The sequence below is a fragment of the Achromobacter sp. JD-1 genome (assembly GCF_038594925.1).
GTDB classification, from domain to species: domain Bacteria; phylum Pseudomonadota; class Gammaproteobacteria; order Burkholderiales; family Burkholderiaceae_B; genus Achromobacter; species Achromobacter spanius_C.
Map to the genome: position 1 here is coordinate 142,563 of NZ_JBCGCS010000010.1, position 25,554 is coordinate 168,116.

Below are 25,554 nucleotides of genomic sequence, written 5' to 3' on the forward strand. Positions count from 1 at the left end.
TGGTGCCAAATACCAGGAGCATTCATTATGGACGGCACTCCCGCCCCCGATCCCCAGTTGGACCTTGACTACCAGCTTGCCGACAACCTCACCCGAGAGTCCGGCCGCATCTTCCTGACGGGGACGCAAGCGCTCGTCCGAATCATGCTCACGCAGGCCAGGGTCGACCGCGAACGCGGCTTGAACACCGCCGGCTTTGTGTCGGGCTACCGGGGATCGCCCCTCGGTGGCGTGGACATGGCGATGTGGAAGGCGAAGAAGGCGCTGGACGCCAGCCAGATCTCGTTTTTGCCCGGCATCAACGAAGACATGGCGGCCACCGCCGTCATGGGCACGCAGCAGGCCGGCGTGCGCGCCGACCGCAACGTCGATGGCGTGTTCGCCATGTGGTACGGCAAGGGCCCCGGCGTGGACCGCGCGGGCGACGCGCTGCACCACGGCAACGCGGCGGGCGCCTCGCGCAATGGCGGCGTGCTGGTGGTGGTGGGCGATGACCACACCGCCGTGTCGTCGTCCATTCCGCATGCCAGCGAAGCGTCGCTGATCGGTTGGCAGATGCCTATCGTGCATCCGACCTCTATCGACGAGTACGAAACGTTCGCGCTGTGGGGCTGGGCGCTGTCGCGCTATGCCGGCACCTGGGTCGCGTTCAAGGCGGTGTCCGAAACCATCGAAAGCGGCCACTCGTTCACGCCGGCCGCCGTGCAGCACTACGACATGCCGGCCGACCCCGACATGCCGCCCGAAGCGCTGGAATATTCCGCGCGTGACTTCCTGTCGCTGGCTGTCGAAACGCGCATGAACCTGCGCATGAAGGCCGTGGCCGCGTTCGCGCGCCGCCACAGCATCGACCGCCTGACCTGTGCCGCGCCGCGCGCCACCGTGGGCATCGTGACGGTCGGCAAGGCGCATCTGGACACCATGGAAGCGCTGTCGCGCCTGGGCGTGGACACCGTTACCGCCAACGCACCGGTGCGTATCTACAAGCCGGGCCTGACCTGGCCGATGGACGGCGAACGGCTGCTGGAGTTTGCGCGCGGGCTGTCGCACATTCTGGTGGTTGAAGAAAAAGGCGCCGTGGTCGAAAGCCAGATCAAGGACCTGCTGTTCAATCTGCCGGAACGCCCCACGGTCATCGGCAAGAAGGGCTTTGATGGCGAAACGCTGGTGCCCTCGGCCGGGCAGTTGCGCCCGTCGCTGCTGGCCCAGCCGCTGGCCGCCTGGTTGACGCGCACCGCCGGCCTGCCGCTGGGCGCGGACCTGGCAGCATTCGAATGCCAATCGGCGTTGTCCAACGATGCCGACGGCATGCGCCGCCGTCCCTATTTCTGTTCCGGCTGTCCGCACAGCACATCGACCAAGGTGCCCGAGGGCAGCCAGGCGCTGTCCGGCGTGGGCTGCCACTACATGGCCGCCTGGATGGACCGCGACACGGGCGGGCTGACGCAGATGGGCGGCGAAGGCGTCGACTGGATCGGCTTGTCGCGCTATACCAAGATGCCGCACATCTTCCAGAACATGGGCGAAGGCACGTATTACCACTCGGGCTATCTGGCGATCCGCCAGGCGGTGGCAGCGCGCGCCAACATCACCTACAAGATTCTGTTCAACGACGCGGTCGCGATGACGGGCGGGCAACCCGTGGACGGCCCGATCTCGGTGCCGCAGATCTGCCAGCAATTGCGCGGCGAAAACGTGGCGCGCATCGTCGTCACCAGCGACGAGCCTGAAAAGTACCAAGGCGTGGATCTGGGCCCCAACATCAAGGTGCATCATCGCCGCGAGCTGGACGCGTTGCAGCGCGAGCTGCGCGAGATTCCTGGCGTGACCGTGCTGATCCATGACCAGACCTGCGCCGCCGAAAAGCGCCGCCGCCGCAAGAAGAACCAATTTCCCGACCCGGCACGCCGCATGCTGATCAATAGCGCGGTGTGCGAAGGCTGCGGCGACTGCGGCGTGCAATCGAACTGCCTGTCGGTGGTGCCGTTGGAAACGCCATACGGCCGCAAGCGCGCCATCGACCAGTCCAGCTGCAACAAGGACTACTCCTGCGCGGAAGGGTTCTGCCCCAGCTTTGTGTCGGTCATGGGCGGCAAGCCGCGCAAGAGCGCGGCGCCCAAGACAGATCAGGAACGCCTGCAACACCTGATCGAACAATTGCCGCAACCGGCCACGCCGTCGCTGGACCGCCCGTATCGCCTGCTGGTCGCGGGCATGGGCGGCACGGGCGTCATCACCATTGGCGCCATCGTGTCGATGGCCGCGCACCTGGAAGGCCTGTCTGCCGCGGTGCTGGACCTGACCGGCCTGGCGCAGAAAGGCGGCACGGTCGTCAGCCACATCCGCTTGGCCCCGGCGGGCGCGCCGGCAGGCCCGGTCCGCCTGGACTGGCAACAAGCCGACGCCGCCATCCTGTGCGACCCGGTGGCCTCGGTGGCGCCGGATTCGCTGGGCGCGCTGCGTCGTGGGCACACCCAAGTCACGGTCAATACCTATGTCGCGCCGGTGTCCGAATTCACCCGCAACCCCGACGCCGCCATGCGACCGGAAGCACTGCTGGCCAAGATCCGTCACGCCGCGGGCGATGCCAACACGGCCGCCATCGATGCACATGAAGCCGCGCTGGCCTTGTTCGGCGACAGCATCCTATCGAACATGTTCATGCTGGGCTATGCGTGGCAACGCGGCGGCGTGCCGCTGTCGCAAGCGTCCATCAACCGCGCCATCGAGCTGAACGGCGTGGCCATCGCGGCCAATCGCGCCGCCTTTGACAGCGGCCGTCTGGCCGCGCACCAGCCTGACGCGCTAGACAGCGCCTTGCGTCCGCGCGCCCAGGTCGTGCAACTGCATGTGCCGGAAACGTTTGACCGCGCCGTGGCTCGCCGCATCGCCGACCTGACTGCATATCAAGACGCCCGTTATGCCCGTGTCTACCAAGACGTCGTCGAAGCCGTCGTGGCGCGCGAACGTGAACTGACGCCCGACGCCAAGACTCCTCGCCTGGCAATGGCAGTGGCGCGCGGTCTGTTCAAGCTGATGGCCTACAAGGACGAATACGAAGTCGCGCGGCTCTACACCGGCGACGCCTTCCAGGCGCAACTGAAGGGTCAGTTCGAAGGCGACTACAGCCTGCGCTTTCATATGGCCCCGCCGATCTTCGCCCGCAAGGACCCGCGCACCGGCGTGCCGCGCAAGATGACGCTGGGTCCGCGCACGATGACGGCACTGAAATTGCTGACGCGTCTGAAGGGCCTGCGCGGCACCTGGTTCGATCCCTTCGGCCATACTGCCGAACGCAAGATGGAACGGGCGCTTGTCGCCGAGTACCGCCAGACCATAGACCAACTTCTTGTAGGGTTGAGCCGGGACAACATCGCGCAAGCAGCTACAATCGCCGGCCTTGCAGAAACCATCCGCGGCTACGGCCACGTGAAGGCTGCGAGCGTCGAGAAGTACCGGACGCAATTGGGTCGATTGATGCAAAGCTATACAGCACCGGCCCCGCGCGACATGCCCCTGCGGAAAACCGCATAAACAGTCGCTTTGAGCCGTGCACTCCTGGGCGCGCCTTATTGGGCGCGCCCAGTGCATTTAGTAACAATCTTTTGTAGGCTTCGTCATATCTTCTTCTTGTTCCAGTAGTTCTCGATCACTAGAATTAGTGTCCAACGAGGGGTGCTACACTACATGTTGTGGTCGCCTAAGCGCTGATTCTCGTCGGCCACGCCTTTTGGACTAAGCCGTCCAAGCCGTTCCGACCCCCTCAAAAGATCACCATTCATACCGGACATGACCGCCGTCATGTCGCTATCTACGCGTTTTCGCACAGGAGCTTCCATGCAGACTACGATCGCCTCTGTGACCCGGCCTTCGGCCGTGCCGCCCTCACAAACCGATTCCCCTGCCGACGCCAATGGCGGGCAATGGGCCAGCTACAACATCATTCGCCGCAATGGCTCGGTGGTCGGGTTTGAACCCAGCAAGATCGCCATCGCCATGACCAAGGCCTTCCTGGCCGTGAACGGTGGCCAGGGCGCCGCGTCCGCCCGTGTGCGTGAACTGGTCGAAAACCTGACCAGCCAGGCCGTGAACGCTCTGGTGCGCAACCGCCCCAACGGCGGCACCTTCCATATTGAAGACATCCAGGACCAGGTTGAACTGGCGCTGATGCGCTCGGGCCAACATGATGTTGCCCGCGCCTACGTCCTGTACCGCGAGAAGCGCACGCAAGAGCGCGCCGCCGCTGCTGCCGCCGAAGGCCAGGAAAAGGCCGCCGCCGCGCCCGCCGAACACGTGCTGAACGTGACCGACGCTGGCGTGCGCCGTCCGCTGGACCTGGCTGAGCTGCGCGCGACCATCGTCGCCGCCGGCGAAGGCCTGGCCGAATTCATCGACAGCGAATCCATCCTGAAGGAAACGGTCAAGAACCTGTACGACGGCATCCCCGTTGACGAAGTGTTCAAGTCCGCCATCCTGTCCGCGCGCGCGCTGGTTGAAAAAGATCCGGCCTACAGCCAGGTCACCGCTCGCCTGCTGCTGCACACGATCCGCAAGGAAGTGCTGGGCGAAGAAGTCTCGCAAGACGGCATGATCGCGCGCTACGCCGAATACTTCCCCACGTTCATCGCTCGCGGTATCGAAGGCGGCCTGCTGTCGCCCGAACTGGCCAACTATGACCTGACCCGCCTGGGCAAGGCCTTGAACGCCAAGCGCGACCTGCAATTCGGCTACCTGGGCCTGCAAACCCTGTATGACCGCTACTTCCTGCACATCCGCGGCACCCGCATCGAACTGCCGCAGGTGTTCTTCATGCGCGTGGCCATGGGCCTGGCGCTGCGTGAAGCCGACCGCGAAGCGCGCGCCATCGAGTTCTACGAGATCCTGTCCTCGTTCGACTTCATGAGTTCGACGCCGACGCTGTTCAACTCGGGCACGCTGCACTCGCAGTTGTCGTCGTGCTACCTGACCACCGTGTCGGATGACCTGGAAGGCATCTACGACGCCATCAAGGAAAACGCGCTGCTGGCCAAGTACGCCGGCGGCCTGGGCAACGACTGGACCCCGGTGCGCGCGCTGCGCAGCCACATCAAGGGCACCAACGGCGAAAGCCAGGGCGTGGTTCCGTTCCTGAAGGTCGTCAACGACACCGCCGTCGCGGTGAACCAGGGCGGCAAGCGCAAGGGCGCGGTGTGCACGTACTTGGAATCGTGGCACCTGGACATCGAAGAATTCCTGGAACTGCGCAAGAACACCGGCGACGAACGCCGCCGCACGCACGACATGAACACGGCGAACTGGATTCCCGACCTGTTCATGAAGCGCGTCATGGAAGGTGGCGAATGGACGCTGTTCTCGCCGTCCGACTGCCCCGACCTGCACGACAAGTACGGCCGCGAGTTTGAAGAAGCCTATATCGGCCACGAAAAGCGCGTCGCCAGCGGCGAGCTCAAGCTCTACAAGAAGATGCCGGCGCTGACGCTGTGGCGCAAGATGCTGTCGATGCTGTTCGAAACCGGCCACCCGTGGATCACGTTCAAGGATCCGTGCAACATCCGTTCGCCGCAGCAGCACGTGGGCGTGGTTCACAGCTCGAACCTGTGCACCGAGATCACGCTGAACACCAACGAATCCGAAATCGCGGTGTGCAACCTGGGTTCGGTGAACCTGGTCGCGCACATGAAGCCGGCTGCCGGTGGTGGTTTCGAACTGGATCACGACAAGATCAAGCGCACCGTCAGCATCGCGATGCGCATGCTCGACAACGTCATCGACATCAACTACTACGCCGTCGAGAAGGCCCGCAATTCCAACGCGCGCCATCGTCCGGTGGGCATGGGCATCATGGGCTTCCAGGATTGCCTGCAAATGATGCGCGTGCCGTATGCGTCGCAAGCCGCCGTTGAATTCGCTGATCGTTCGATGGAAGCCGTTTGCTATCACGCGTACTTCGCGTCGAGCCTGCTCGCCGAAGAACGTGGCCGCTATCAATCGTATGAAGGTTCGTTGTGGTCGCGTGGCATCTTGCCGCAAGACACGTTGAAGATGCTGCGTGATGAACGCGGTGGTCACGTTGAAGTTGATGAATCGAGCACGCTCGATTGGGATACGTTGCGCGCGCGCATCAAACAACATGGCATGCGCAACTCCAATTGCGTGGCAATTGCCCCAACCGCGACTATTTCCAATATCATTGGTGTATCTGCGTGCATCGAACCTACTTTCCAGAACTTGTACGTCAAATCGAATCTCTCCGGCGAGTTCACGGTCGTTAACGATTACCTCGTGCGTGACCTGAAGAAACTCGGTCTCTGGGACGAAGTCATGGTCGCCGACCTCAAGTACTTCGACGGCAGCCTGTCCCGCATCGATCGCGTACCTTCCGAACTCCGCGAACTCTACGCCACCGCGTTCGAAGTCGAACCGAGCTGGCTGGTTGAATGCGCGTCGCGCCGTCAGAAGTGGATCGATCAAGCCCAGTCGCTGAACATCTACATGTCGGGCGCATCGGGCAAGAAGCTGGATGACACCTACAAGCTGGCATGGCTGCGTGGCCTGAAGACCACGTACTACCTGCGTACCCTGGGCGCCACCAGCGCCGAGAAGTCCACCGGTCGCGGCGGCGAATTGAACGCCGTCACTGCTGGTGGCCAATCCACGGCCGCGGCCGTGGGCGCCGCACCTGTTTTGCCGGAACCCGAAGTTCTCGGGGCGGTTTGCACCATGCGGCCGGGCGACCCCGGCTTCGAAGAGTGCGAAGCCTGCCAATAACCGCCTCCGGAGAATTGAAATGATTAATTGGGAAGACGACACCACCGCCACGCAACCTGCTTCCCCCGCCTCCGCGGGCGGCCAGCAGGCTGCGCCCGAAGTCCGGGCGGCGACGGGTGTGTTCGGCGACACCGCCATGCCTACGCCTGCCGCGCCTGAACACGCGGCGGGTCTGGCCGCCAGCGGCGCAGCCACCGCGCAGCGCGTGAAGGTTGCCGACAAGCGCATCATCAACGGCGAAACCGACGTCAATCAACTTGTGCCGTTCAAGTACAAGTGGGCGTGGGAAAAGTATTTGGCCACGTGCGCCAACCACTGGATGCCGCAAGAGATCAACATGTCGCGCGACATCGCGCTTTGGAAGAACCCGAACGGGCTCACCGAAGACGAACGCCGCATCGTCAAGCGCAACCTGGGTTTCTTCGTCACGGCCGACTCGCTGGCCGCGAACAACATCGTGTTGGGCACCTACCGCCACATCACGGCTCCCGAATGCCGCCAGTTCCTGCTGCGCCAGGCATTCGAGGAAGCAATCCACACGCACGCTTATCAATACATCGTCGAAAGCCTGGACCTGGACGAAGCCGAGATCTTCAACGCTTATAACGAAGTTCCGTCCATCCGCGCCAAAGACGAGTTCCTGATCCCGTTCATCGACGCGATCGCGGACCCCCACTTCAAGACGGGCACGCCCGAAGCCGACCAGACGCTGCTGAAGTCGCTGATCGTTTTCGCTTGCTTGATGGAAGGCCTGTTCTTCTACGTGGGCTTCACGCAGATCCTGGCGCTGGGTCGCCAGAACAAGATGACCGGCGCGGCCGAGCAGTACATGTACATCCTTCGCGATGAATCCATGCACTGCAACTTCGGCATCGACCTGATCAACACCGTCAAACTGGAAAATCCGCATCTGTGGACGCCGGCTTTCCGCGAAGAAATTCGAGAACTCTTCCGCAAAGCGGTCGAACTCGAATACGCTTACGCCGAAGACACGATGCCGCGCGGCGTGTTGGGCTTGAACGCACCTATGTTCAAATCCTACCTGCGCTTCATCGCCAACCGTCGTTGCCAGCAAATCGGTATCGAACCGCTGTACCCGCAGGAAGAGAATCCCTTCCCTTGGATGGCGGAAATGATCGATCTTAAAAAGGAACGCAACTTTTTTGAAACTCGCGTGATCGAATACCAAACCGGTGGCACGCTGAGCTGGGAGTAAAGCAGTACGTCATCAGGCCCGGCGCGGGCACGCTCTGCCAACACAGAGCGTCGCGTTCGCGACAGGCTTGATGACGCGCTTCCTGGTCAGGGTGTTTTCGAACACGTAGAACAAGCGGTCGGCGGCCTGTGATCAGGCTGCGACCGGCGCCATTTGAAATGGCTCGCGCCAAAGGAGCGGGGGCCATATCAAATGGCTGTGCCGAATTCATTAGCGCAAACCGTAGTAGCTGTTGCTCGCACAGAACAGCGGCATGCGCCGATGAATAGCCCGGGCACGATTCGCTTTGTTGGCGAGTCGGGGCACGGGTTTAAGTTCTGGGACCCCTGAACCTAAGGAGCATGACCATGGCAACAGCCAAGAAAGCCGTAAAGAAAGCCGCGGCGAAGAAGCCCGCCGCCAAGAAGGCAGTCGCTAAGAAGGCCGCACCGGCCAAAAAAGCCGCTGTCAAGAAGGTAGCTGTCAAGAAAGTCGTCGCCGCCAAGAAGCCGGCAGTGAAGAAGGTTGCCGCCAAGAAGCCGGCAGCCAAGAAGGTCGTCGCCAAGAAAGCGGTAGCCAAGAAGGCCGTCGCTAAAAAGGCAGTCGCCAAGAAGGCCGTCGCCAAGAAAGCGGTAGCCAAGAAGGTTGTCGCCAAGAAGGCCGTTGCCAAGAAAGCGGTAGCCAAGAAGGCCGTCGCCAAAAAGGCAGTCGCCAAGAAAGCCGTTGCCAAGAAAGCGGTAGCCAAGAAGGCCGTCGCCAAAAAGGCAGTCGCCAAGAAAGCCGTTGCCAAGAAAGCGGTAGCCAAGAAGGCCGTCGCCAAAAAGGCAGTCGCCAAGAAAGCCGTTGCCAAGAAAGCGGTAGCCAAGAAGGCCGTTGCCAAGAAGGCGCCCGCCGCCAAGAAAGCAGTTGCCAAAAAAGCAGTTGCCAAGAAAGCGGTAGCCAAGAAGGCCCCCGCTGCCAAGAAGGCGCCTGCCGCCAAGAAGGCTCCCGCTGCAAAGAAGGCTCCCGCCGCCGCCAAGCCGGCTGCTGCCGCCAAGCCCGCCGCTGCCAAGAAGCCTGCCGCGAAGAAAGCCGCTCCCAAGAAGCCCGCAACGCCGCCCTCCACGGCTGCTGCCCCGGGTGCAAAGACCGCGCTGAATCCCGCCGCTTCGTGGCCGTTCCCCACGGGTGGCCGTCCTTAATTCGGACGGTTCGAAGCATTAGCTTCACTAGAGCCGCCTGGCCTTGGCTAGGCGGCTTTTTTGCGTCGCCCCCATCCTCCAAACGCCGCCGCAAACTTTCGACGCAGCGTGCGACAATTGATTCCTCATTTTTTCGGTGATCGCGTCCATGCTCGGTGATATCTTCCGCTTCCTTCTCGAAATCGTGTTCACGCTGTTCGGCGCGGCATTGATTGCCCGCGCCTGGATGCACGCGATCCGCCTCCATGCCTTCAACCCGATTGCGCGCACCATCTACCAGGCGACGAACTGGCTGGTGATGCCGCTGCGCAAGGTCATTCCCGCTGGCAACAAGATCGACTGGACAAGCCTGGTCGCCGCCTGGCTGGCAGCGCTTCTGTACATCGTGCTGATCTGGCTGGTTGCGCTGGGCGCGCTGATTCCCGCCGCGCTGCTGCCCGCCGCCATGGGCTCGGCCCTGATCATGGCCATCAAGTGGGCCCTGAACCTGGTGGTGTGGCTGACGCTGATCCAGGCCGTGCTGTCCTGGGTCAATCCGACGGCGCCGATGATGCCGCTGCTGCAGGCGCTGACCGCGCCCATGCTGGACCCCATCCGCCGCATCCTGCCGCGCACCAGCATCGACTTTTCACCCCTGGTGCTGCTGATCGTGGCGCAGATCCTGCTGATGGTGCTGGCCAATCTGAGCCAGCGCATGATGGGTCTGTAGACCAAGACACGGGGCATCGCGCGCCCCGTTCTTTTTTCCGCTACGCCGGAATCCCGGCGTAGATCTCGACCAGCTTCTTGCGGTCGATCTTGTGGTTGTTCGACATGGGCAATGCCGGGCACGCCACCAATTCCGACGGCACCATATAGGGCGGCAGGCGCTGAGCCAGCCGCGCTTTGCAATCGGCCAAGGCATCGGGCGCCAGAAAGCGCGCATCCTGCTCTTGCGCCACGCCGGCCACAAAACCAATCAGGCGCACCGCCGTGCCATCGGGGCGGCGCAGCACCGCGCAAGCGCCCCCCTCCACCCCCGGCAGGCCGTGCAGCGCTTCGTCGATTTCCGCCAGTTCGATGCGATAGCCGTTCAGCTTGATCTGGTCGTCCATGCGGCCTCGGCAAAACAGCAGGCCGCCCTCTTCCAGTTGGCCCAGATCGCCCGTGCGGAAAGCGCGGCGGCCATCTTCGTGGGTGTAGAGCTTGGCGTCGTTCAGATCAGGGCGGTTGAGGTAGCCGCGCATGACGTGGTCGCCCACGATGCAGATCTCGCCTTCATCCACGATCAACAGGCTGTCTGGCTTGGCGTGGCCCACCGGCAGCGGGTCGTGGGCCGCGAGCACGGCGTCGGTGACTTCGATCCAGGTGGTGGCCACGGTGGCTTCCGTGGGGCCATACGTATTCAGGATGACAGCATCGGGGAAGCGCTGGCGCAGCTTTTTAGCCAAGGCCGCCGGCAGCGGCTCGCCGCAAAACAGGAAAGTGCGCAGCGCGGGCAAGGTGGCCGGGGAAAAATCCCGGTTGGCCAGCTGCTGATGGGCAAACGACGGGGTCGACACCCACACCGTCACGCCATGTTGTGCCAAGCGCGGCATCCACGTGCCGGCCGCCGCGATCTGCTCGCGAGCGTTCAGCACGCAGGCGCCGCCCGCAGCCAGGGTGCCGAAGACCTCGTACATGGACAGGTCGAAGCTGAACGGCGCCTGGTTCATGAATATCGGCGCGTCGCCCAGGCCAAAGCTGCCCCCCATCCAATCGCCCAACAAGCCCACGCTTTCGCGGCCGATCTGCACGCCCTTGGGGTCGCCCGTGCTGCCCGAGGTGAACATGACGTAAGCCAGGCCGCGCTCGGCCAGCATGGCGCCTTCCCCTTCGGTGAACGTGCCGGTGGCGGCGTCGTAGACGGCCGCGGCGCGCACGATCTCGACAATGCGGCGCAGCCGGTCCACCGGATAGATGGTGTCGACCGGCACGAACGGCGCGCCGATCAGCAGCGCGCCCACCATGGCGACAAAGAACGACGCTTGCTTGTGGCCGTAGATGGCCACCGGCACATCCGGGGCCGCGCCGTGTTGGCGCGCGTTCTCCGCCCAGGCGTACGCCTCGTCACGCAACTGCGCCCAGCTCAAAGAGCGGTCGGCGGCGGCGACGGCCAAGGCGTCGGGTGACATTCCGGTATCAACAAACTGGAACGCTTTCAGGTCAAAACGCATGCCGATGCTCCCGGCGTCAGATGGGGCTGCGGCCGCTGAACACGTACAGCGCCAGCGCGGCCAGAATCAAGGTAAGCACGCGGCCCAAAAACCGCATCACCGGGTGCGCCAACGTGGACTGCAAGGCAGGTCGGGTGCGCGCCGCGTTGACCAACAGGTTGTGCCCCACCGAATACGTGCCGAACATCAGGCCGCTGACGATGTAATGCAGCGACAGCCCGTTCCACACCCCCATGGCCAGCAGCGTGGCGAAGATGCCGATGTTCTGCGCCGCCAAACGATGCCGTCCGAAGAACCTGGTCTTGCTCAACGCCTTGTAGATCGGCATGAACACCACGTCGCGCAACCACTCCGACAGGCTGATGTGCCAGCGGCGCCAGAAGTCCTGCGGGTTCAGCGTGGCCAAGGGGTTGCGGAAGTTGATCGGCAAGGTGAAGCCGAACAGCATGCCGATGCCGATCGCCATCGTCGAATACCCGGCGAAGTCGAAGAACAGATACGCGCTATACAGCGAGGCGTTCAGCACCACGCCCGTGAACGAATAGTCGTGCGCATCCAGCGTGGCCAGGCCATAGCGCCAGATCAGCTCGGCCAGGCCGAACTTCTGGATCACGCCCAGCATGATCAGTTCCAGCCCGGTCAGCCAGGTATTCAGGTTCACGCCTTCATAGCCGCGCTTGAGATCCGCCTGGAAATTGCGCCAGCGGTACATGGGGCCTGCCAACAGCGTCAGCGGGAAGAACAGGTAGATGAAGTAGTCCAGCGGCGACACGCGCTCGTTGCGTTGCGCAAACAGCAGCACGTCGATGGCGCGGAAGGTGGCGAACGACAGGCCCAGCATCGCACCCAAGTGCGACACGCCGGTCTTCACCAGCAGCAACGGCGCCATGGTGATGATGACGGCAAGCCAGGTGGGAATGTAGCCGCGGCGCATGGCCCACAAGGCGCTGCCCGACATGGCCAGCAGCGCGATGGGCTGATAGGGGCGCGCCCAGAATACCGCCATCCAGACACCCAGGCAGATCACCCCGATGATGTGGCGATAGCCGATGCGAAACGGCATGCCGAACGAGCGGTACGCCAACAGGCCCAGGCCGCCGCACAGGGCGCCGCCAAAGAAGCTCAAGCTTGCAAACAATTCCATGGCGCGGCTCAGAACTGCTGGTATTGGAATTCGACCTTGATGGGTCCACCGCTGCCCGTGGTGGGTTGTGCCTGCAGCACAAACACCAGGATGACCCCGATGTACAGGCACACATGCCAGAAAAAGCGGCGTCCGGCGCCGTCTTTGCGAAAGAATTTCATCGGGAAAAGTACTCCGCAATGCCTTGGTCGGCCATGGCCCAGCCCAGCTCGGCCAGGTGCATGTCGTCGCGCAGCATGCCCGGTTCGAACGGGATGCTGTAAAGGTCCAGGCAACCCATTTGATAGCGCGCGCACATGCCCGTGATGGCGGCCACCACCGGATCGAAGCGCTCGACATCCAGGATGAGCTTGGGGTTGAACGGTTGAATGACGAAGTAGGCCTTCACCTTGCGCTTTTGCAGCAAGGCCATGACGCGCGACAGATCGCCCAGCTCGGCGCGGGTGATGGGGTCGACGTCGGCGAACTCGTTGCGGGCCGGCGAGTACAGCGGCGCCAGGTATTGCTTGTAGTAGTCGTCGCGTACGTCGTAGGGGTTGTGGCCGCCCAGATTGTGTTCGACCTCGCGCGCCTGATGCGTCAGCCGCCCCCACTGCCCTTCGTTCAAGCGCGCGGCGGACGGCCAGGACACGAAACGATGCGCGGGCACCGACAGCTTGGTGCGCGGGCGGTCAGGCGCGGGGTCCTGGCGGGCATGCCACCACAGCGCCAACTTGTCTTTCAGTTCGGCCGCCTGACCGTTGGCGATCAGCCAGAGCAGACCCCAATTCGCGTTGTCGGTGATCCAGGTCTGCATCTGCTCGCGCGTGCTGGGCTGGTCCCACAGGCGGTCCCAGACCGGGCCGGTCACGTGCTCGGCGAACGCGCTGCGCGGCAACTGGCCGCCCGAGGCGAACCATGCGGGCGACACCATGATCACCAGCCGCGTGTTCGGCGTCAGGGAATCGGCCACGGATTCCAGCACGCTGACAATTCCATAAGACTGGAACATGGCATGGCCATAGGCCAGCGTCGGCATTTTCAGCTCGTCGGGAAAGAAGCGGTAAGGAACGAAACGCAGGTCGTGGCTGGACAGTTCGGACGAGCCCAGCACGACCAGCGTGCCGTCGCTTAGCGCGTTGCCCAGGCGATTCAGGTTGACGTGCTGAGTGCCCCAGTCCGGTCCCAGATTGGGCAGGTAGTTGTTTTTGCCGGCCGTGGCCGACAAGGGTGCGGCGGCGGGCGTCACGATGCGGCTGAGCACATCGTCCGCGCCGCAATACGCGCCAACCGCCAGTGCGACCGCCGTCGCGGCAGCCGCAACGTGGGACAGCAAGCGCGTGTTACGCAGAATGGGCAGCAACATAGCCGGCAAGCGACCGAACCGACTGCAGGATTTCCGCGATTTCAGGAGCCGGGATGCTGCAGCCGTACTCCGACTCAACCGCCAGCGTGATGTCCACGGCGGCCAGGGAATCCACCAGGCCTGTGGCGATCAATTGCGTGTCGGGTGTGACTTTCTTCATGACGATCGACTCGACGATATCGCCGATCTTGGTGTGGAGTTCTTGCTCGGTATACATAAGGTGTGCAGGGCGTCTCGTCGGTGAAACGCCCCCGCTCGCAGGGATTCAGGTGCTTGAGAATATAGAAAAAAGCTGAAGCTCAACTGACGGAGTTCAGCCGTTCAGAACAAGATCAAGACGCACTCGGTTACATTAAAAACCGGCGTTGGCCTCGTTCGCAGGCGCAATCATTGCATTTCGATCGTCGAATCGCCATGGAACTTTCAGGATCCATGGCGCGAAAAGGCCAGGAAAGGCGGCACCTGCGGGTAAATCCTGGGGGATCACGTTGCGGCCGAGCGACATTTGGGCAAAAAAATGGCCCCATCAAAGGGGCCTGTGCGCGCATCGGCGCGGCGACTGAAACGCCCGCATACGCAGGCGTTTGATTTACATCGGGGTGACGCGCGTCGGACCGGCGCCGCTGATCACCTGTACACGCTGGCCCACGCTGATGGGCAAGTCGGCTTCTTGCGCCACGACGCGGGTCTCGCCGTTGTCCAGGCGCACTGTGATTTCGTAGCCGGAATTCTTGCCCACCCGGTTCTCCACGGCATTACCGGCCAGGGCGCCCAAGATGGCGCCGCCCACCGTGGCGATGGTGCGGCCCGTGCCGCCGCCGACGGCATTGCCGGCCACGCCGCCCAGCGCACCGCCGGCCAACATGCCGACACCGCTGGACTTGTCATTCTGGATCACGATGGGGCGCACGCCCGTGACGGTGCCCGTACGAACGATCTGTTCGCGCTGAGCTTGGTCGTAGCTATAAACCCCGCTGGATGCGCTGGGATTCGCGCAGCCGCCCAAGACTGCCATCGACGTCACGACGGCCGCAACGGCCAGCCACCTGCCAGTACGCGGCGTTACCAGGGAAAGAGATTTGCTTTGGTTCATTTGGACTCCTCGATCGGGCACTGCCGACGACGTTGATCATACCGCGCCCGCCATCTTGGCCAGGCTCGGCTGCAACACACTGAAACTCACGGCCAAAGCCAGAAAACACCCGTTGAACGCGGTGGCAACGAGGCCACCGCACAAGACGTTTCAACGAACCTTCGACCGCGCACGAACCAGGCAGTTCCCGTGCGCCGCCCAAGGCTCACGCCGGCAGATGGATGCCGTAAGTAGCGTGCAGCACCGCGTTGATGTCCGCGCGCGACGGCGTGTGGTTCTGCGGCCCGCGCGAGGCAATCTTGATGGCGCCCATGACGTTGCCCAGGCGGCAGCTGTCTTCCCAGTTCCAGCCGCTGGTCAAGCCGTAGAGCAGGCCGCCGCGTTGCGCGTCGCCGCAACCCGTGGGGTCCACCACTTGCGTTGCCTTCACAGGCGCGATGGAAATGGTCTTGCCGCCGGTCATCAGCGTGGCGCCTTCCGCGCCGCGCGTCACCACCACGGCTTGCAGCGTCTGGGCAATATCGGCCATGCTGCGGCCGGTGCGCTGCTCGACAACGCCAGCTTCGTAATCATTCACGGTCAAGGCCTGCGCCATCTTCAGCATGCGTTCGAGGTCGGCGCCGTCGAACAAGGGCATGGCCTGGCCCAGATCGAAGATGAAGGGGATGCCGCGCTGGTGCAGGCGTTGCGCGTGGGCAAACATGCCTTCCTTGGCGTCCGGCGCCACGATGGCCCAGGCCGCGTCCGCGTCGCTCAGGTCGTTGTCCGCCGCGAACGACATGGCGCCCGGGTGGAACGCGGTGATCTGGTTGTCGTCCAGGTCGGTCGTGATGAAGCATTGCGCGGTGAACGTGCCCGGCACCACCTTGACGCGGGAGGTGTCGATGCCCAGGCCCGACAGGCGCTCCATGTATTCGCCAGCGTCTTCGCCCACGGTGGCCACCGGCACGGGCTTGCCGCCCAGCAGATTCATGTTGTAGGCAATGTTGCCCGAGCAGCCGCCATATTCCTTGCGCATGCTGGGCACCAGGAAGGACACGCTCAAGGATTGGATGCGGTCGGCAAGAATGTGCTCTTTGAAGCGGCCTTCGAACACGGCGATCGTGTCGAACGCCATCGAACCGCAAACCAGGACGGGGGTTGCCATGCGTGTCATCCTTTAAGGAAAGAACTTATCAAGTTGGTAGCCATTGACTTGAACGCCAGTCACTTCAATGGGCACGGAAATTTTGAGCTCGCCCGCCGGGGCGAAGGGCCCGCGCAGTTGTTCGGGCGTCAGGTAGTCTTCGGGCTTGAGCACCTTGCGCACCACCACCGTGTCGGACAGGTCCGTCAGGTCCAGCACCAGCGCGGGCCAGTGCTGCGGCTTGTCGTAGCGGTTGCGCAGCACCAGGTTCAACACCAGCCGGCTGCGGCCATCGTCGATCGCGGCGGCGCCCGTGGGCGGCTGTAGCGACGATGATGAAATGGCGATGCGTTCCAGGCGACGCGCATAGCCCACGGTGCAGCCCAACGGCTGGCACACGGTTTCCAGCACCGGGCGCATCACGGGCATGGAGTTGGCGATGTCGGTACGGTAGACGTAAAGCAGTTGCAGGCCCAGGGCGACCAGACCCAGCAGGCAGGCAGAAGCCCAGATCTTGCGCATCAGGCCCCGGCGTTCGCTGCGGTCCTGATCCAGGAACTCGGGCGGAGCACGGCCTACGTCCGTGGCGCTGGAGTAGCGGGTGCGCGCCTCGCCCAGCACGGGCTCACGGTCGTCGTCGCGATCGTCGTCGTGGTCGAGATCGTCGTCGTGGTCGCGCTCATCGGGTGTGTCGCGGTCGTCCCACCTGATGACGGGTTCGCTGTCGCGCGAGGCGATGATGGGCTTTTCGTAGTGGGAATCGGTGCGGAAGTTATCGGAACGGCCCTGATCGACACGGCCATGCGGCGCTTCACGGACTTCGTCTTCCAGGTCGTGATCGTCGTCGGGTTCATCTTCCGGCAGCGTGTCTTCGGGCTCCACCGGGCGGCGTATCGCATCACGCCCACGCAGGACCGCCGGCGGAATCGCGGGCGTAGCCACTGGCGAAATCACAGGCTCGGCGCGTGCGGTAGACGCAGTGGGTGAGATGGGCGCTGTGGGCATGACGGGCGCAACAGGCGCACTGGGAGCCGACTGTGGCGCGGCGGATTCGTCTTCCCAGGGTGGTGTCTGGCGCGGCTCGGCTGACGGGCGCGCCAGCGTCGGCGCCAGCACTGGCGCGGCGGCGGCGGCGGCGGCTGCCGAAGAAGGCGCAGGCGGCACGGATGGCGCGGCGGGCGGCGGCGATCCCGCTTCGGGCAGCAGGCAGGCGCGACCGTCGAAGACGGTGGAGCAGGCGCCGCAGCGCACCAGGCCATTGCGAACGCGAAGCTGGTCAGGCACCACCTTGAACGTGGTGCCGCACTGCGGGCAGCGGGTGGTCAGAGCCATGTGATGCAATCCTGCCGATCCGGCTATTCAGGCCTTCTGGCCGTGCAGGCATACCCAGCCGTCGCGGGCACGCCAGACCGACATGGCAAGCCAGGGCGCGTAAGCCGCGGCCACTTCCTCGGCCTGACGCTCCAGCACGCCGGACAGCACCAAATGGCCGCCCGCGGCAACGCGGCCCGCCAACATCGGCGCCAACACCTTCAACGGATTGGACAGGATGTTGGCGACCACCACCTGGAAGGTGCCGTCAGCCAGCGCATCGGGCAGCATGGCTTGCAGTTCGACGCGGTTGACCTCGGCGTTGTAGGCCGTGCTTTGCACCGCCTGCGCGTCGATGTCGACTGCCAGCGTCGGGCCCGCGCCCAGCTTGCGCGCGGCAATGGCCAGGATGCCCGAGCCGCAGCCGTAATCCAGCAACGTGGCGCCCTCGGGCAATTCGGCTTCCAGCCAGGCCAGGCAGAGATGCGTCGTGGGATGGCTGCCGGTACCGAAGGCCAGGCCGGGGTCCAGTTCGATATGGATGGCGCCGTCTTCGGCGGCAGCCGGGTCCAGGCCGGGCACGTCGGGGTTGTCGCGGTGCCAGCTGGGCACGATCCACAGGCGTTCAGCAATATGGATGGGGCCGAACTGCGATTGCGTCAGGCGCACCCAGTCGGCGTCCGGCACGTCGCGCAGCATCCAGCCTGCAAACAGCGCGGGGTCCAGTTCACCGGCCGACGCGGCCTCTTCCATGATCTGCGTGGGGTCGGCGCCATCGGGCAGCAAGGCCACGACGCGGTTGCGGTCCCAGGCTTGAATGTCGGGCTCGGTGCCGGGTTCGCCGAACAAGGGGCGTTCGTCATCGGTGCCGAAGTCGGCGTCTTCCACGGATACCGACAGCACGCCCGCTTCCAGCAACGCATCCGACAGGGCTTCGGCCTGCGCCTCCAGGCAATGGAGCACGAGTTCACGCATGATTATTCTTCCATCTGGCCATCGGGCCACGGCTCGCGCCGCGGCCCGATGGACCATAAACGTAAAAAGGGGCCGTGAGGCCCCGGGGTCGTCGGTCAGGGACGCTGAGCCAACTTGTTTTCCAGATAGTGGATGCTGGTGCCGCCTTCAATGAAGCGGGCGTCTTGCAGCAATTCACGATGCAGCGGAATGTTGGTGGAAATGCCTTCCACCACCATTTCCGACAGCGCAATACGCATGCGGGCCAGGGCTTGATCGCGCGTATCGCCATACGTGATGACCTTGGCGATCATCGAATCGTAGTTGGGCGGCACGAAATAGCTATTGTAGGCATGCGAGTCGATACGCACGCCAGGACCGCCCGGCGTATGCCAGTTGGTGATGCGGCCGGGGCTGGGCACAAAGCGGAAAGGATCTTCCGCGTTGATGCGGCATTCGATCGCATGGCCCTTGAACGTGATGTCGCGCTGGCGCAGCGTGAACTTTTCGCCCGCGGCGATCAGAATCTGCTGCTGCACGAGGTCAATGCCGGTGATGAGTTCAGTGACCGGGTGTTCGACCTGGATGCGGGTGTTCATTTCAATGAAATAGAACTCGCCGTTTTCAAACAGGAACTCGAACGTGCCCGCGCCACGGTAGCCCATCTTGCGGCAAGCGTCGGCGCAACGGTCGCCAATGCGCTCGATGGCGCGGCGGGCGATGCCGGGAGCCGGTGCTTCTTCGATGACTTTCTGGTGGCGGCGCTGCATGGAGCAGTCGCGTTCGCCCAGCCAGACGGCGTTGCGGCCGCCATCGGCCAGCACCTGGATTTCCACATGGCGAGGGTTCTCAAGGAACTTCTCCATATAGACTTCCGGGTTGTTGAACGCGGCGCCCGCTTCCGAACGCGTCATGGTGACGGCGTTCAAGAGCGCGGCCTCGGTGTACACCACGCGCATGCCACGGCCACCGCCGCCGCCCGCTGCCTTGATGATGACCGGGTAACCGACTTCGCGCGCAATGCGGATGATTTCCTGCGGATCTTCGGGCAACGCACCCTCGGAACCCGGCACCACCGGCACACCCGCTTCGATCATGGCGCGCTTGGCGCTGACCTTGTCGCCCATCAGGCGAATGGTGTCGGGACGCGGGCCGATGAAGACGAAGCCACTCTTTTCGACGCGATCGGCGAAGTCGGCATTTTCGGACAAGAACCCGTAACCCGGGTGGATTGCCTCGGAATCCGTCACTTCGGCGGCCGAAATGATGGCCGGCATGTTCAGGTAGCTGTCACGCGACGGCGCAGGCCCGATGCACACGGATTCATCGGCCAGGCGCACGTACTTGGCCTCGCGGTCAGCCTCGGAGTGCACGACCACGGTTTTAATGCCCAGCTCACGGCAAGCGCGCTGAATGCGCAGGGCGATTTCGCCCCGATTGGCGATCAGGATTTTTTCGAACATTTTCAGCTATCAGCCAATGACGAAGAGGGGTTGACCGTACTCGACGGGCTCACCGTTTTCGACCAGGATTTCTTTGATGACGCCGGACTTGTCGGCTTCGATTTCATTGAGCAGCTTCATGGCTTCAATGATGCACAGCGGATCGCCTTCCTTGACGGTGGCGCCCACGTCGATGAACGGAGCGGCGCCCGGGTTCGGCGAACGGTAGAACGTGCCGACCATCGGCGCCTTCACGACGTGGCCCTGGATGACCGGGGCGGCTTCGGCGGCCGGCGCGGCAGGCGCGGCGGGCTGAGCCACCGGTGCAGCGGGCACGCCGGCTTCGGGCTGATGGTAAGCCACCGGCTGCAAGGTTTGCGAGAACTTGACGATGCGTACCTTGCCTTCGCCTTCGGTGATTTCCAGCTCGGCGATACCCGATTCAGCCACCAGGTCGATCAGGGTTTTGAGTTTTCGAAGGTCCATAGAAGCTGCTTCCCGAGATAGTGTCGGCGGCGTCCCAGCGTGGGGCCCGCGCCGTGTATAAGATGTAAAAGCCGTGAGTTTGGTGCGAGATCAGTGCCGCACTGCGTAACGCAGAGCCGCCTCGTAGCCATCCGCGCCGAGGCCGGTTATAAGGCCTATCGCCAAGTCGGACAGATAAGAGTGATGCCTGAAGGGCTCTCGCTTATACAGATTGGACAAATGTACTTCAATAAATGGGATCGCGACCCCAGCCAGCGCATCGCGAATCGCGACGCTGGTGTGCGTATAAGCCGCCGCGTTGATGATGATGAAGTCCGTGCCGTCTTGCCGCGCCGCCTGAATGCGGTCGACCAACGCACCTTCGTGATTGCCTTGCCAAGTAGTCACCTTGGCGCCCAATTCCCCGCCAAGCAGCTCCAGGCGCTCATTGATCTGGGGCAGCGTCAAACTGCCGTAGATATGAGGTTCCCGGGTGCCAAGCAGGTTCAGATTCGGGCCATGCAATACCAGTATGTTTTGCGCCATGCGCTTGCCAATGAGTGGATTGCCAACGGTGGAATTGCTGGCAAAACAGCCGATAAACCAGCTTTTTACGCCAATTCCTATTATTTGTCCAACAGACTTACGCCTTCAGCCCCGACAGGGTTTTGTTCAGGTCGTCTGGCTGGATTTCTCCCAGTATTTTCCGGTTAATTGCGCCATCAGCATTGAACACGATGGTAAAAGGCAGGCCGCCGCTGGGGTTTCCAAGCTTGCGCAAGGTATCGATAGCGCCTGCCCCGATAACCCAAAGCGGGTAGGAAACTTGCACTTTCTCGACAAATTTTTGCATGTTGGCGGCGGAATCAACGCCAATGCCGACAAAGCGCACATGCGGGTATTTTTTCTGCAGCGCATCCAGTTCGGGCATTTCGCGCACACACGGCGCGCACCACGTCGCCCAGAAATTAACCACCATCGGCTGACCCTTCCAGTTGGCCAGCGACTGCGTCGCGCCGTTCAGGTCGGGCAACTGCAATTGCATGAGTCCGGCGACGGGGTCGCTGGCGTCGGCCGGTGCCGAAGACGTGCGGGGCTTTTGCCCCAGCAAGGTGTAGGCGCCCGCAACCGTGGCGGCCACGGCCACGCCGGCGGATAGAAGTAGGCGTCGATTCATGGCGCGATCATAACCGCTGCCGCTGTTTTACGCGTTGTTGCGGCGTGGCCGGGCGGCCCCGGGTGGTGCCGGCTCGGCGCCCCCGGCTCGGCGCCCCCGGCTCGGCGCCCCCGCTCACCGCTATATATACAATGCCGGACAGGAGAGTTTTCAATGCACCTGCACATTCTTGGCATCTGCGGTACGTTCATGGGCGGCTTGGCGCTGATCGCGCGGGCTGCCGGCCACAAGGTCACGGGTTGCGATGCGGGCGTGTACCCGCCCATGAGCACCCAGTTATCCGAACAAGGCATCGAGCTGATCGAAGGCTTTGGCGCCGAACAGATGGCGCTTGCGCCCGACCTGTACGTGATCGGCAACGTGGTCAGCCGCGGCAACCCGCTGATGGAAGCCATTCTGGAATCGGGCGCGCGCTATGTGTCCGGCCCGCAATGGCTGGGCGACAACATCCTGCCGGGCGCGCACGTGCTTGCCGTGGCGGGCACCCACGGAAAAACCACCACCAGCTCGATGCTGGCCTGGATATTGGAAGCCGCGGGCCTGGCGCCCAACTACCTGATCGGCGGCGTGGCGGCGGACCTGAAAGTGTCGGCCCGCTACGACCCCGCGCGCCGTCCCTTCGTGATCGAGGCGGACGAATACGACACGGCCTTCTTCGACAAGCGCTCGAAGTTTGTTCATTACCGCCCGCGCACCGCCATTCTGAATAACCTGGAATACGACCACGCCGACATCTTCCCCGATCTGGCGGCCATCGAAACCCAATTCCACCACCTGGTGCGCACCATCCCCGGGTCCGGCCGCATCGTGCGCCCGGCCCATTGCGACGCGCTGGACCGTGTAATTGCGCGCGGATGCTGGTCTGAAACCGTCACGTTCGGTCCCGATGGCGCCTGGCAAGCCTCGCCGCCCGATGACGACGGCGCGTTCACCGTGCTGCGCAACGGCGTTGAAGCCGGCACCGTGCGCTGGAACCTCAGCGGCGAACACAACCGCATGAACGCCTTGGCCGCGCTGGCCGCCGCCGAACACGCGGGCGTATCGGCCGCCGACGGCATCGCCGCGTTGACCCGCTTTGCCGGCGTGAAGCGCCGCATGGAACTGCGCGGCACGGTCAACGGCGTCAAGGTGTACGACGATTTCGCGCATCACCCCACCGCCATCGCCACCACCCTGGAAGGCCTGCGCCGCCAGGTCGGATCGGCCCGCATCCTGGCGGTGCTGGAACCGCGTTCCAACACGATGAAGCTGGGCACCATGGCCGCCCGCCTGCCCGATGCCCTGACGGATGCCGACCTGGTGTTCTGCTTCGGCGCGCACAGCGGCAAGCACGCCTTGGGCTGGAACCCGGCGGACGTCCTGGCGCCGCTGGGCGACCGGGCTTCCAGTTACGATGACATCGACGCGCTGGTCGCGGCCGTAACCGCCGCCGCCCGCCCCGGCGACCAGGTGCTGGTCATGAGCAACGGCGGGTTTGGCGGCGTCCACGGCAAGCTGCTGGACGCGCTGCGGGCGCGCGGCTGACCCTCCACTCTTGGACGAGCACGAAATGATCCTCTACCTGCACGGTTTTCGTTCCTCGCCAAGCTCCACCAAGGCCCGGCAGATGGCCGACGCCATGGCCCAGCGCGGGCTCGCCGCGCTATGGGCCTGCCCGCAGCTACCCGCCAGCCCCCGGCAAGCCATTGCGCTGTGCATGGACATTGCCCAACGCCAATTGCAGGGCGCGGACAGCCCCCGCGCGCTGACCGTGATCGGCTCATCGCTGGGCGGCTTCTACGCCACCTGGCTGGCCGAGCAACTGGGTTGCAAGGCCGTGCTGCTGAACCCGGCCGTGGAAGCGGCGCGCGACCTGGCGACCCAGGTCGGCGAGCACCACATGTATCATTCCAACGCGCCGTTCGTCTTTCTGCCCGAATATGTGGACGAATTGGCGGCCATCCACGTGCCTCGCATCACCCAGCCCGACCGGTACTTCCTGCTGGCGGCAACTGGCGACGAGGTGCTGGATTGGCGTGAAATGCGCGATCGCTACCTGGGTTGCCAGCAGCGTATCGTCGAAGGCAGCGACCACGGTTTGTCCGATTTTGAACGTTGGATGCCCGAGGTGCTTGAATTCGCCCTTGGCGGCAAGCAGGTTCGCCCTCAATAATCAGTACCAGGCATCAACACTCTATCTATATAGCTGCGCAAGGCGGCGCGTGCGCGTCGCCCAGGAAGATCCCCACCATGTATGTGTTTTACGAAGATGACGGCAGCTTCAAGGCCGGCAACATCCTGTCCGAGACCGACGCCAGCCTGCAGGTGGAGTCGGAATCGGGCAAGCGCAGCAAAATCAAGCGCGCCAATACCCTGTTCAATTTCGCGTCGCCCGAACCGGCGGCGCTGATGAGCCAGGCCGCCGCGGCCGCCGATGAGCTGGACCTGCAATTCCTTTGGGAATGTGCCCCCCAGGAAGAATTCGACACGCCCTCGCTGGCAACCGACTACTTTGGCCATGCCCCCACGCCCGTGGAACATGCCGCGCTGTTGATGCGCCTGCACAGCGCGCCCGCGTATTTCCACCGCCGAGGCAAAGGGCGCTACCGCCCTGCCCCGCCGGACATCCTGGCCGCCGCGCTGGCCGCGCTGGAAAAAAAGCAGCGCCAGGCCGAGCAGCAACAGGAATGGGTGGACGAGATGGCCGCGGGCCGCTTGCCCGAGCCCATTGCCCAGGTGGCTGAAACCCTGCTGATTCGTCCGGACAAGAATTCGCAGCAATGGAAGGCGCTGGACGCCGCCTGCGCCAAGCTGGGCAAAAGCCCCGACCGCCTGCTGCTGGAACTGGGCGCGTGGCCACATGCGCTGGCCCTGCACAAGCGGCGCTTCCTGGCGGTGAACTTCCCGCGTGGGCTGGAATTCCCCGAACTGGAACTGCCGCCCATCGACCGTGAACTGCCGCTGTCGGACGCCGAGATCTATTCGGTGGACGACGTCACCACCACCGAGATCGACGACGCGCTGTCCGTCACCACGCTGCCCGACGGGCGCCTGCGCGTGGGTGTGCACGTGGCCGCCCCCGGTCTGTCGGTCACCCGCGACAGCGAGTTCGACAAGCTGGCGCGCGCGCGCCTGTCCACCGTCTACATGCCGGGCGACAAGATCCCGATGCAGCCCGACAACGTCATCAAGGCGTTTTCGCTGGACGCGGGCCGCGAAGTGCCCGTGCTGTCGCTGTACGTGGTGGCCGACCCTGAAACGGGCGAAGTCATTGAATCCGAGACGCGCCTGGAACGGGTGGTGGTGCGCGAAAACCTGCGCCACAACATGCTGGACGCGCAGGTCACCGAGGCCAGCCTGGCCGACCCGTCTGCCGATATTCCTTACGGCCACTGGCTGCGTCCGCTGTGGAAGCTGGCGCAGGCGCTGTCGGCGCAACGCGAAAACGTGCGCGGCAAGCCCGAAAACAATTCCCGCGTGGAATACAGCTTCTATCTGGACGGCAACCCCGACGACCCGGACACCCCGGTGCGCCTGGTGCCGCGCCAGCGCAACGCGCCGCTGGACCGCATGGTGGCCGAATACATGATCCTGGCCAACAACCTGTGGGGCGGCCTGCTGCACCAGCATGGCGTGCCGGGCATCTACCGTTCGCAGCAGGCGGGCCGCGTGCGCATGAGCACGCAGGCGCTGCCGCACGAAGCCATCGGCGTGCCGCAATATGCCTGGAGCACGTCGCCGCTGCGCCGCTACGTGGACCTGGTCAACCAATGGCAGTTGATTGCCGCCGTGGAACACGGTGTGTCGGCGCGCCTGGTGGCCCCGTTCAAGCCGCGCGACGCGGACCTGTTCGCCATCATCGGCGCCTTCGACGCGCAATACGCCGCCTGGGCCGAATTCCAAAGCGCCATGGAACGCTACTGGTGCCTGCGCTGGCTCAAGCAGCACGGCGTGACCCGCACCGTTGCGCACGTACTGCGCGACGACCTGGTCCGCTTCGCCAACGCACCGCTGGTGACCCGCGTGGGCGGCATGCCGGAACTGGAACGCGGCACCGCCGTGGAAATCGACATCCTGGGCATGGACGAACTAGGCCTGGAACTGGACTGCCGCTACGTAGGCGAACTCAGCCCGGCCACGTAGGATGGGTAAAGCGCGCAGGGCTTCATGCAACTGAAA

21 protein-coding genes are annotated in these 25,554 nt (G+C 63.8%); 8 read left to right on the forward strand and 13 right to left on the reverse strand.

What is annotated here, in order from left to right; all coding sequences use genetic code 11:
* Positions 1-27: 27 nt before the first annotated feature.
* From WBR68_RS17270 to WBR68_RS17290, 5 genes are all read left to right on the forward strand, one after another.
* A complete protein-coding gene (locus WBR68_RS17270; RefSeq protein WP_230694829.1) occupies positions 28-3,534 on the forward strand; it encodes an indolepyruvate ferredoxin oxidoreductase family protein in 3,507 nt (1,168 codons plus the stop codon).
* Positions 3,535-3,837: 303 nt separating this feature from the next.
* On the forward strand, positions 3,838-6,768 hold the full coding sequence (locus tag WBR68_RS17275) for a ribonucleoside-diphosphate reductase subunit alpha (RefSeq protein ID WP_050447109.1): 2,931 nt from the start codon (positions 3,838-3,840) through the stop codon (positions 6,766-6,768).
* A gap of 19 nt (positions 6,769-6,787) precedes the next feature.
* Positions 6,788-7,984: a ribonucleotide-diphosphate reductase subunit beta gene (locus WBR68_RS17280; protein ID WP_127183404.1), complete on the forward strand. Its 1,197-nt coding sequence runs from the start codon at positions 6,788-6,790 to the stop codon at positions 7,982-7,984.
* A 347-nt stretch (positions 7,985-8,331) separates the two neighbouring features.
* Positions 8,332-9,144: a histone H1-like DNA-binding protein gene (locus WBR68_RS17285; protein ID WP_230694830.1), complete on the forward strand. Its 813-nt coding sequence runs from the start codon at positions 8,332-8,334 to the stop codon at positions 9,142-9,144.
* 148 nt (positions 9,145-9,292) lie between these two features.
* Positions 9,293-9,853, forward strand: a complete 561-nt coding sequence (locus WBR68_RS17290) for a YggT family protein (protein WP_050447105.1) — start codon at positions 9,293-9,295, stop codon at positions 9,851-9,853.
* A gap of 40 nt (positions 9,854-9,893) precedes the next feature.
* Here the strand turns inward: WBR68_RS17290 and WBR68_RS17295 are convergent, their stop codons facing one another.
* The 13 genes from WBR68_RS17295 to WBR68_RS17355 all read right to left on the reverse strand — a co-directional run bounded on the left by WBR68_RS17295 (position 9,894) and on the right by WBR68_RS17355 (position 21,396).
* Positions 9,894-11,339 carry a D-alanine--poly(phosphoribitol) ligase gene (locus WBR68_RS17295; RefSeq protein WP_230694831.1) on the reverse strand — a complete coding sequence of 482 codons (1,446 nt, stop codon included), beginning with the start codon at positions 11,337-11,339 and terminating at the stop codon, positions 9,894-9,896.
* A 16-nt stretch (positions 11,340-11,355) separates the two neighbouring features.
* Positions 11,356-12,483, reverse strand: coding sequence for an MBOAT family O-acyltransferase (locus WBR68_RS17300; RefSeq protein ID WP_050447103.1), 1,128 nt, complete (start codon positions 12,481-12,483; stop codon positions 11,356-11,358).
* Positions 12,484-12,491: 8 nt separating this feature from the next.
* Complete coding sequence (locus WBR68_RS17305) at positions 12,492-12,644, reverse strand: hypothetical protein (protein WP_127183400.1); 153 nt, start codon at positions 12,642-12,644, stop codon at positions 12,492-12,494.
* The gene (locus WBR68_RS17310; protein ID WP_230694832.1) at positions 12,641-13,828 is read right to left on the reverse strand and encodes a D-alanyl-lipoteichoic acid biosynthesis protein DltD; all 1,188 of its coding nucleotides are present in this window, start codon (positions 13,826-13,828) and stop codon (positions 12,641-12,643) included. The genes WBR68_RS17305 and WBR68_RS17310 overlap by 4 nt, the downstream gene beginning before the upstream one ends.
* Positions 13,806-14,045: an acyl carrier protein gene (locus WBR68_RS17315; RefSeq protein ID WP_050447101.1), complete on the reverse strand. Its 240-nt coding sequence runs from the start codon at positions 14,043-14,045 to the stop codon at positions 13,806-13,808. Before WBR68_RS17315 ends, WBR68_RS17310 begins: the two co-directional genes overlap by 23 nt.
* A gap of 372 nt (positions 14,046-14,417) precedes the next feature.
* Positions 14,418-14,921: a glycine zipper 2TM domain-containing protein gene (locus tag WBR68_RS17320; RefSeq protein ID WP_050447100.1), complete on the reverse strand. Its 504-nt coding sequence runs from the start codon at positions 14,919-14,921 to the stop codon at positions 14,418-14,420.
* 205 nt (positions 14,922-15,126) lie between these two features.
* The gene (locus tag WBR68_RS17325; protein ID WP_050447099.1) at positions 15,127-16,068 is read right to left on the reverse strand and encodes a carbohydrate kinase family protein; all 942 of its coding nucleotides are present in this window, start codon (positions 16,066-16,068) and stop codon (positions 15,127-15,129) included.
* A 12-nt stretch (positions 16,069-16,080) separates the two neighbouring features.
* Positions 16,081-17,379, reverse strand: a complete 1,299-nt coding sequence (locus tag WBR68_RS17330) for a DUF3426 domain-containing protein (protein WP_230694833.1) — start codon at positions 17,377-17,379, stop codon at positions 16,081-16,083.
* 27 nt (positions 17,380-17,406) lie between these two features.
* The gene (gene prmA, locus WBR68_RS17335; protein WP_230694834.1) at positions 17,407-18,333 is read right to left on the reverse strand and encodes a 50S ribosomal protein L11 methyltransferase; all 927 of its coding nucleotides are present in this window, start codon (positions 18,331-18,333) and stop codon (positions 17,407-17,409) included.
* Between the two features lie 95 nt (positions 18,334-18,428).
* Entirely contained in the window at positions 18,429-19,775 is a 1,347-nt protein-coding gene (accC, locus tag WBR68_RS17340) for an acetyl-CoA carboxylase biotin carboxylase subunit (protein WP_050447096.1), read from the reverse strand.
* Positions 19,776-19,784: 9 nt separating this feature from the next.
* Complete coding sequence (accB, locus tag WBR68_RS17345) at positions 19,785-20,240, reverse strand: acetyl-CoA carboxylase biotin carboxyl carrier protein (protein WP_050447095.1); 456 nt, start codon at positions 20,238-20,240, stop codon at positions 19,785-19,787.
* Positions 20,241-20,330: 90 nt separating this feature from the next.
* On the reverse strand, positions 20,331-20,765 hold the full coding sequence (aroQ, locus tag WBR68_RS17350; RefSeq protein ID WP_230694835.1) for a type II 3-dehydroquinate dehydratase: 435 nt from the start codon (positions 20,763-20,765) through the stop codon (positions 20,331-20,333).
* 97 nt (positions 20,766-20,862) lie between these two features.
* Entirely contained in the window at positions 20,863-21,396 is a 534-nt protein-coding gene (locus WBR68_RS17355) for a TlpA family protein disulfide reductase (protein ID WP_230694836.1), read from the reverse strand.
* A 153-nt stretch (positions 21,397-21,549) separates the two neighbouring features.
* Between WBR68_RS17355 and mpl the strand changes: the two genes are divergently transcribed.
* The 3 genes from mpl to WBR68_RS17370 all read left to right on the forward strand — a co-directional run bounded on the left by mpl (position 21,550) and on the right by WBR68_RS17370 (position 25,518).
* On the forward strand, positions 21,550-22,920 hold the full coding sequence (mpl, locus tag WBR68_RS17360; RefSeq protein WP_230694837.1) for a UDP-N-acetylmuramate:L-alanyl-gamma-D-glutamyl-meso-diaminopimelate ligase: 1,371 nt from the start codon (positions 21,550-21,552) through the stop codon (positions 22,918-22,920).
* A gap of 25 nt (positions 22,921-22,945) precedes the next feature.
* Positions 22,946-23,548 carry a YqiA/YcfP family alpha/beta fold hydrolase gene (locus WBR68_RS17365; RefSeq protein WP_050447091.1) on the forward strand — a complete coding sequence of 201 codons (603 nt, stop codon included), beginning with the start codon at positions 22,946-22,948 and terminating at the stop codon, positions 23,546-23,548.
* Between the two features lie 77 nt (positions 23,549-23,625).
* Positions 23,626-25,518, forward strand: coding sequence for a ribonuclease catalytic domain-containing protein (locus WBR68_RS17370; RefSeq protein WP_127183394.1), 1,893 nt, complete (start codon positions 23,626-23,628; stop codon positions 25,516-25,518).
* Positions 25,519-25,554 lie beyond the last annotated feature (36 nt).

Excerpts from the sequence above, each read along its gene's own strand:
- WBR68_RS17270 (WP_230694829.1), top strand. The coding sequence starts at position 28 with ATGGACGGCACTCCCGCCCCCGATCCCCAGTTGGACCTTGACTACCAG.
- WBR68_RS17275 (WP_050447109.1), top strand. The coding sequence starts at position 3,838 with ATGCAGACTACGATCGCCTCTGTGACCCGGCCTTCGGCCGTGCCGCCC.
- WBR68_RS17280 (WP_127183404.1), top strand. The coding sequence starts at position 6,788 with ATGATTAATTGGGAAGACGACACCACCGCCACGCAACCTGCTTCCCCC.
- WBR68_RS17285 (WP_230694830.1), top strand. The coding sequence starts at position 8,332 with ATGGCAACAGCCAAGAAAGCCGTAAAGAAAGCCGCGGCGAAGAAGCCC.
- WBR68_RS17290 (WP_050447105.1), top strand. The coding sequence starts at position 9,293 with ATGCTCGGTGATATCTTCCGCTTCCTTCTCGAAATCGTGTTCACGCTG.
- WBR68_RS17295 (WP_230694831.1), bottom strand. The coding sequence starts at position 11,339 with ATGCGTTTTGACCTGAAAGCGTTCCAGTTTGTTGATACCGGAATGTCA.
- WBR68_RS17300 (WP_050447103.1), bottom strand. The coding sequence starts at position 12,483 with ATGGAATTGTTTGCAAGCTTGAGCTTCTTTGGCGGCGCCCTGTGCGGC.
- WBR68_RS17305 (WP_127183400.1), bottom strand. The coding sequence starts at position 12,644 with ATGAAATTCTTTCGCAAAGACGGCGCCGGACGCCGCTTTTTCTGGCAT.
- WBR68_RS17310 (WP_230694832.1), bottom strand. The coding sequence starts at position 13,828 with ATGTTGCTGCCCATTCTGCGTAACACGCGCTTGCTGTCCCACGTTGCG.
- WBR68_RS17315 (WP_050447101.1), bottom strand. The coding sequence starts at position 14,045 with ATGTATACCGAGCAAGAACTCCACACCAAGATCGGCGATATCGTCGAG.
- WBR68_RS17320 (WP_050447100.1), bottom strand. The coding sequence starts at position 14,921 with ATGAACCAAAGCAAATCTCTTTCCCTGGTAACGCCGCGTACTGGCAGG.
- WBR68_RS17325 (WP_050447099.1), bottom strand. The coding sequence starts at position 16,068 with ATGGCAACCCCCGTCCTGGTTTGCGGTTCGATGGCGTTCGACACGATC.
- WBR68_RS17330 (WP_230694833.1), bottom strand. The coding sequence starts at position 17,379 with ATGGCTCTGACCACCCGCTGCCCGCAGTGCGGCACCACGTTCAAGGTG.
- prmA (WP_230694834.1), bottom strand. The coding sequence starts at position 18,333 with ATGCGTGAACTCGTGCTCCATTGCCTGGAGGCGCAGGCCGAAGCCCTG.
- accC (WP_050447096.1), bottom strand. The coding sequence starts at position 19,775 with ATGTTCGAAAAAATCCTGATCGCCAATCGGGGCGAAATCGCCCTGCGC.
- accB (WP_050447095.1), bottom strand. The coding sequence starts at position 20,240 with ATGGACCTTCGAAAACTCAAAACCCTGATCGACCTGGTGGCTGAATCG.
- aroQ (WP_230694835.1), bottom strand. The coding sequence starts at position 20,765 with ATGGCGCAAAACATACTGGTATTGCATGGCCCGAATCTGAACCTGCTT.
- WBR68_RS17355 (WP_230694836.1), bottom strand. The coding sequence starts at position 21,396 with ATGAATCGACGCCTACTTCTATCCGCCGGCGTGGCCGTGGCCGCCACG.
- mpl (WP_230694837.1), top strand. The coding sequence starts at position 21,550 with ATGCACCTGCACATTCTTGGCATCTGCGGTACGTTCATGGGCGGCTTG.
- WBR68_RS17365 (WP_050447091.1), top strand. The coding sequence starts at position 22,946 with ATGATCCTCTACCTGCACGGTTTTCGTTCCTCGCCAAGCTCCACCAAG.
- WBR68_RS17370 (WP_127183394.1), top strand. The coding sequence starts at position 23,626 with ATGTATGTGTTTTACGAAGATGACGGCAGCTTCAAGGCCGGCAACATC.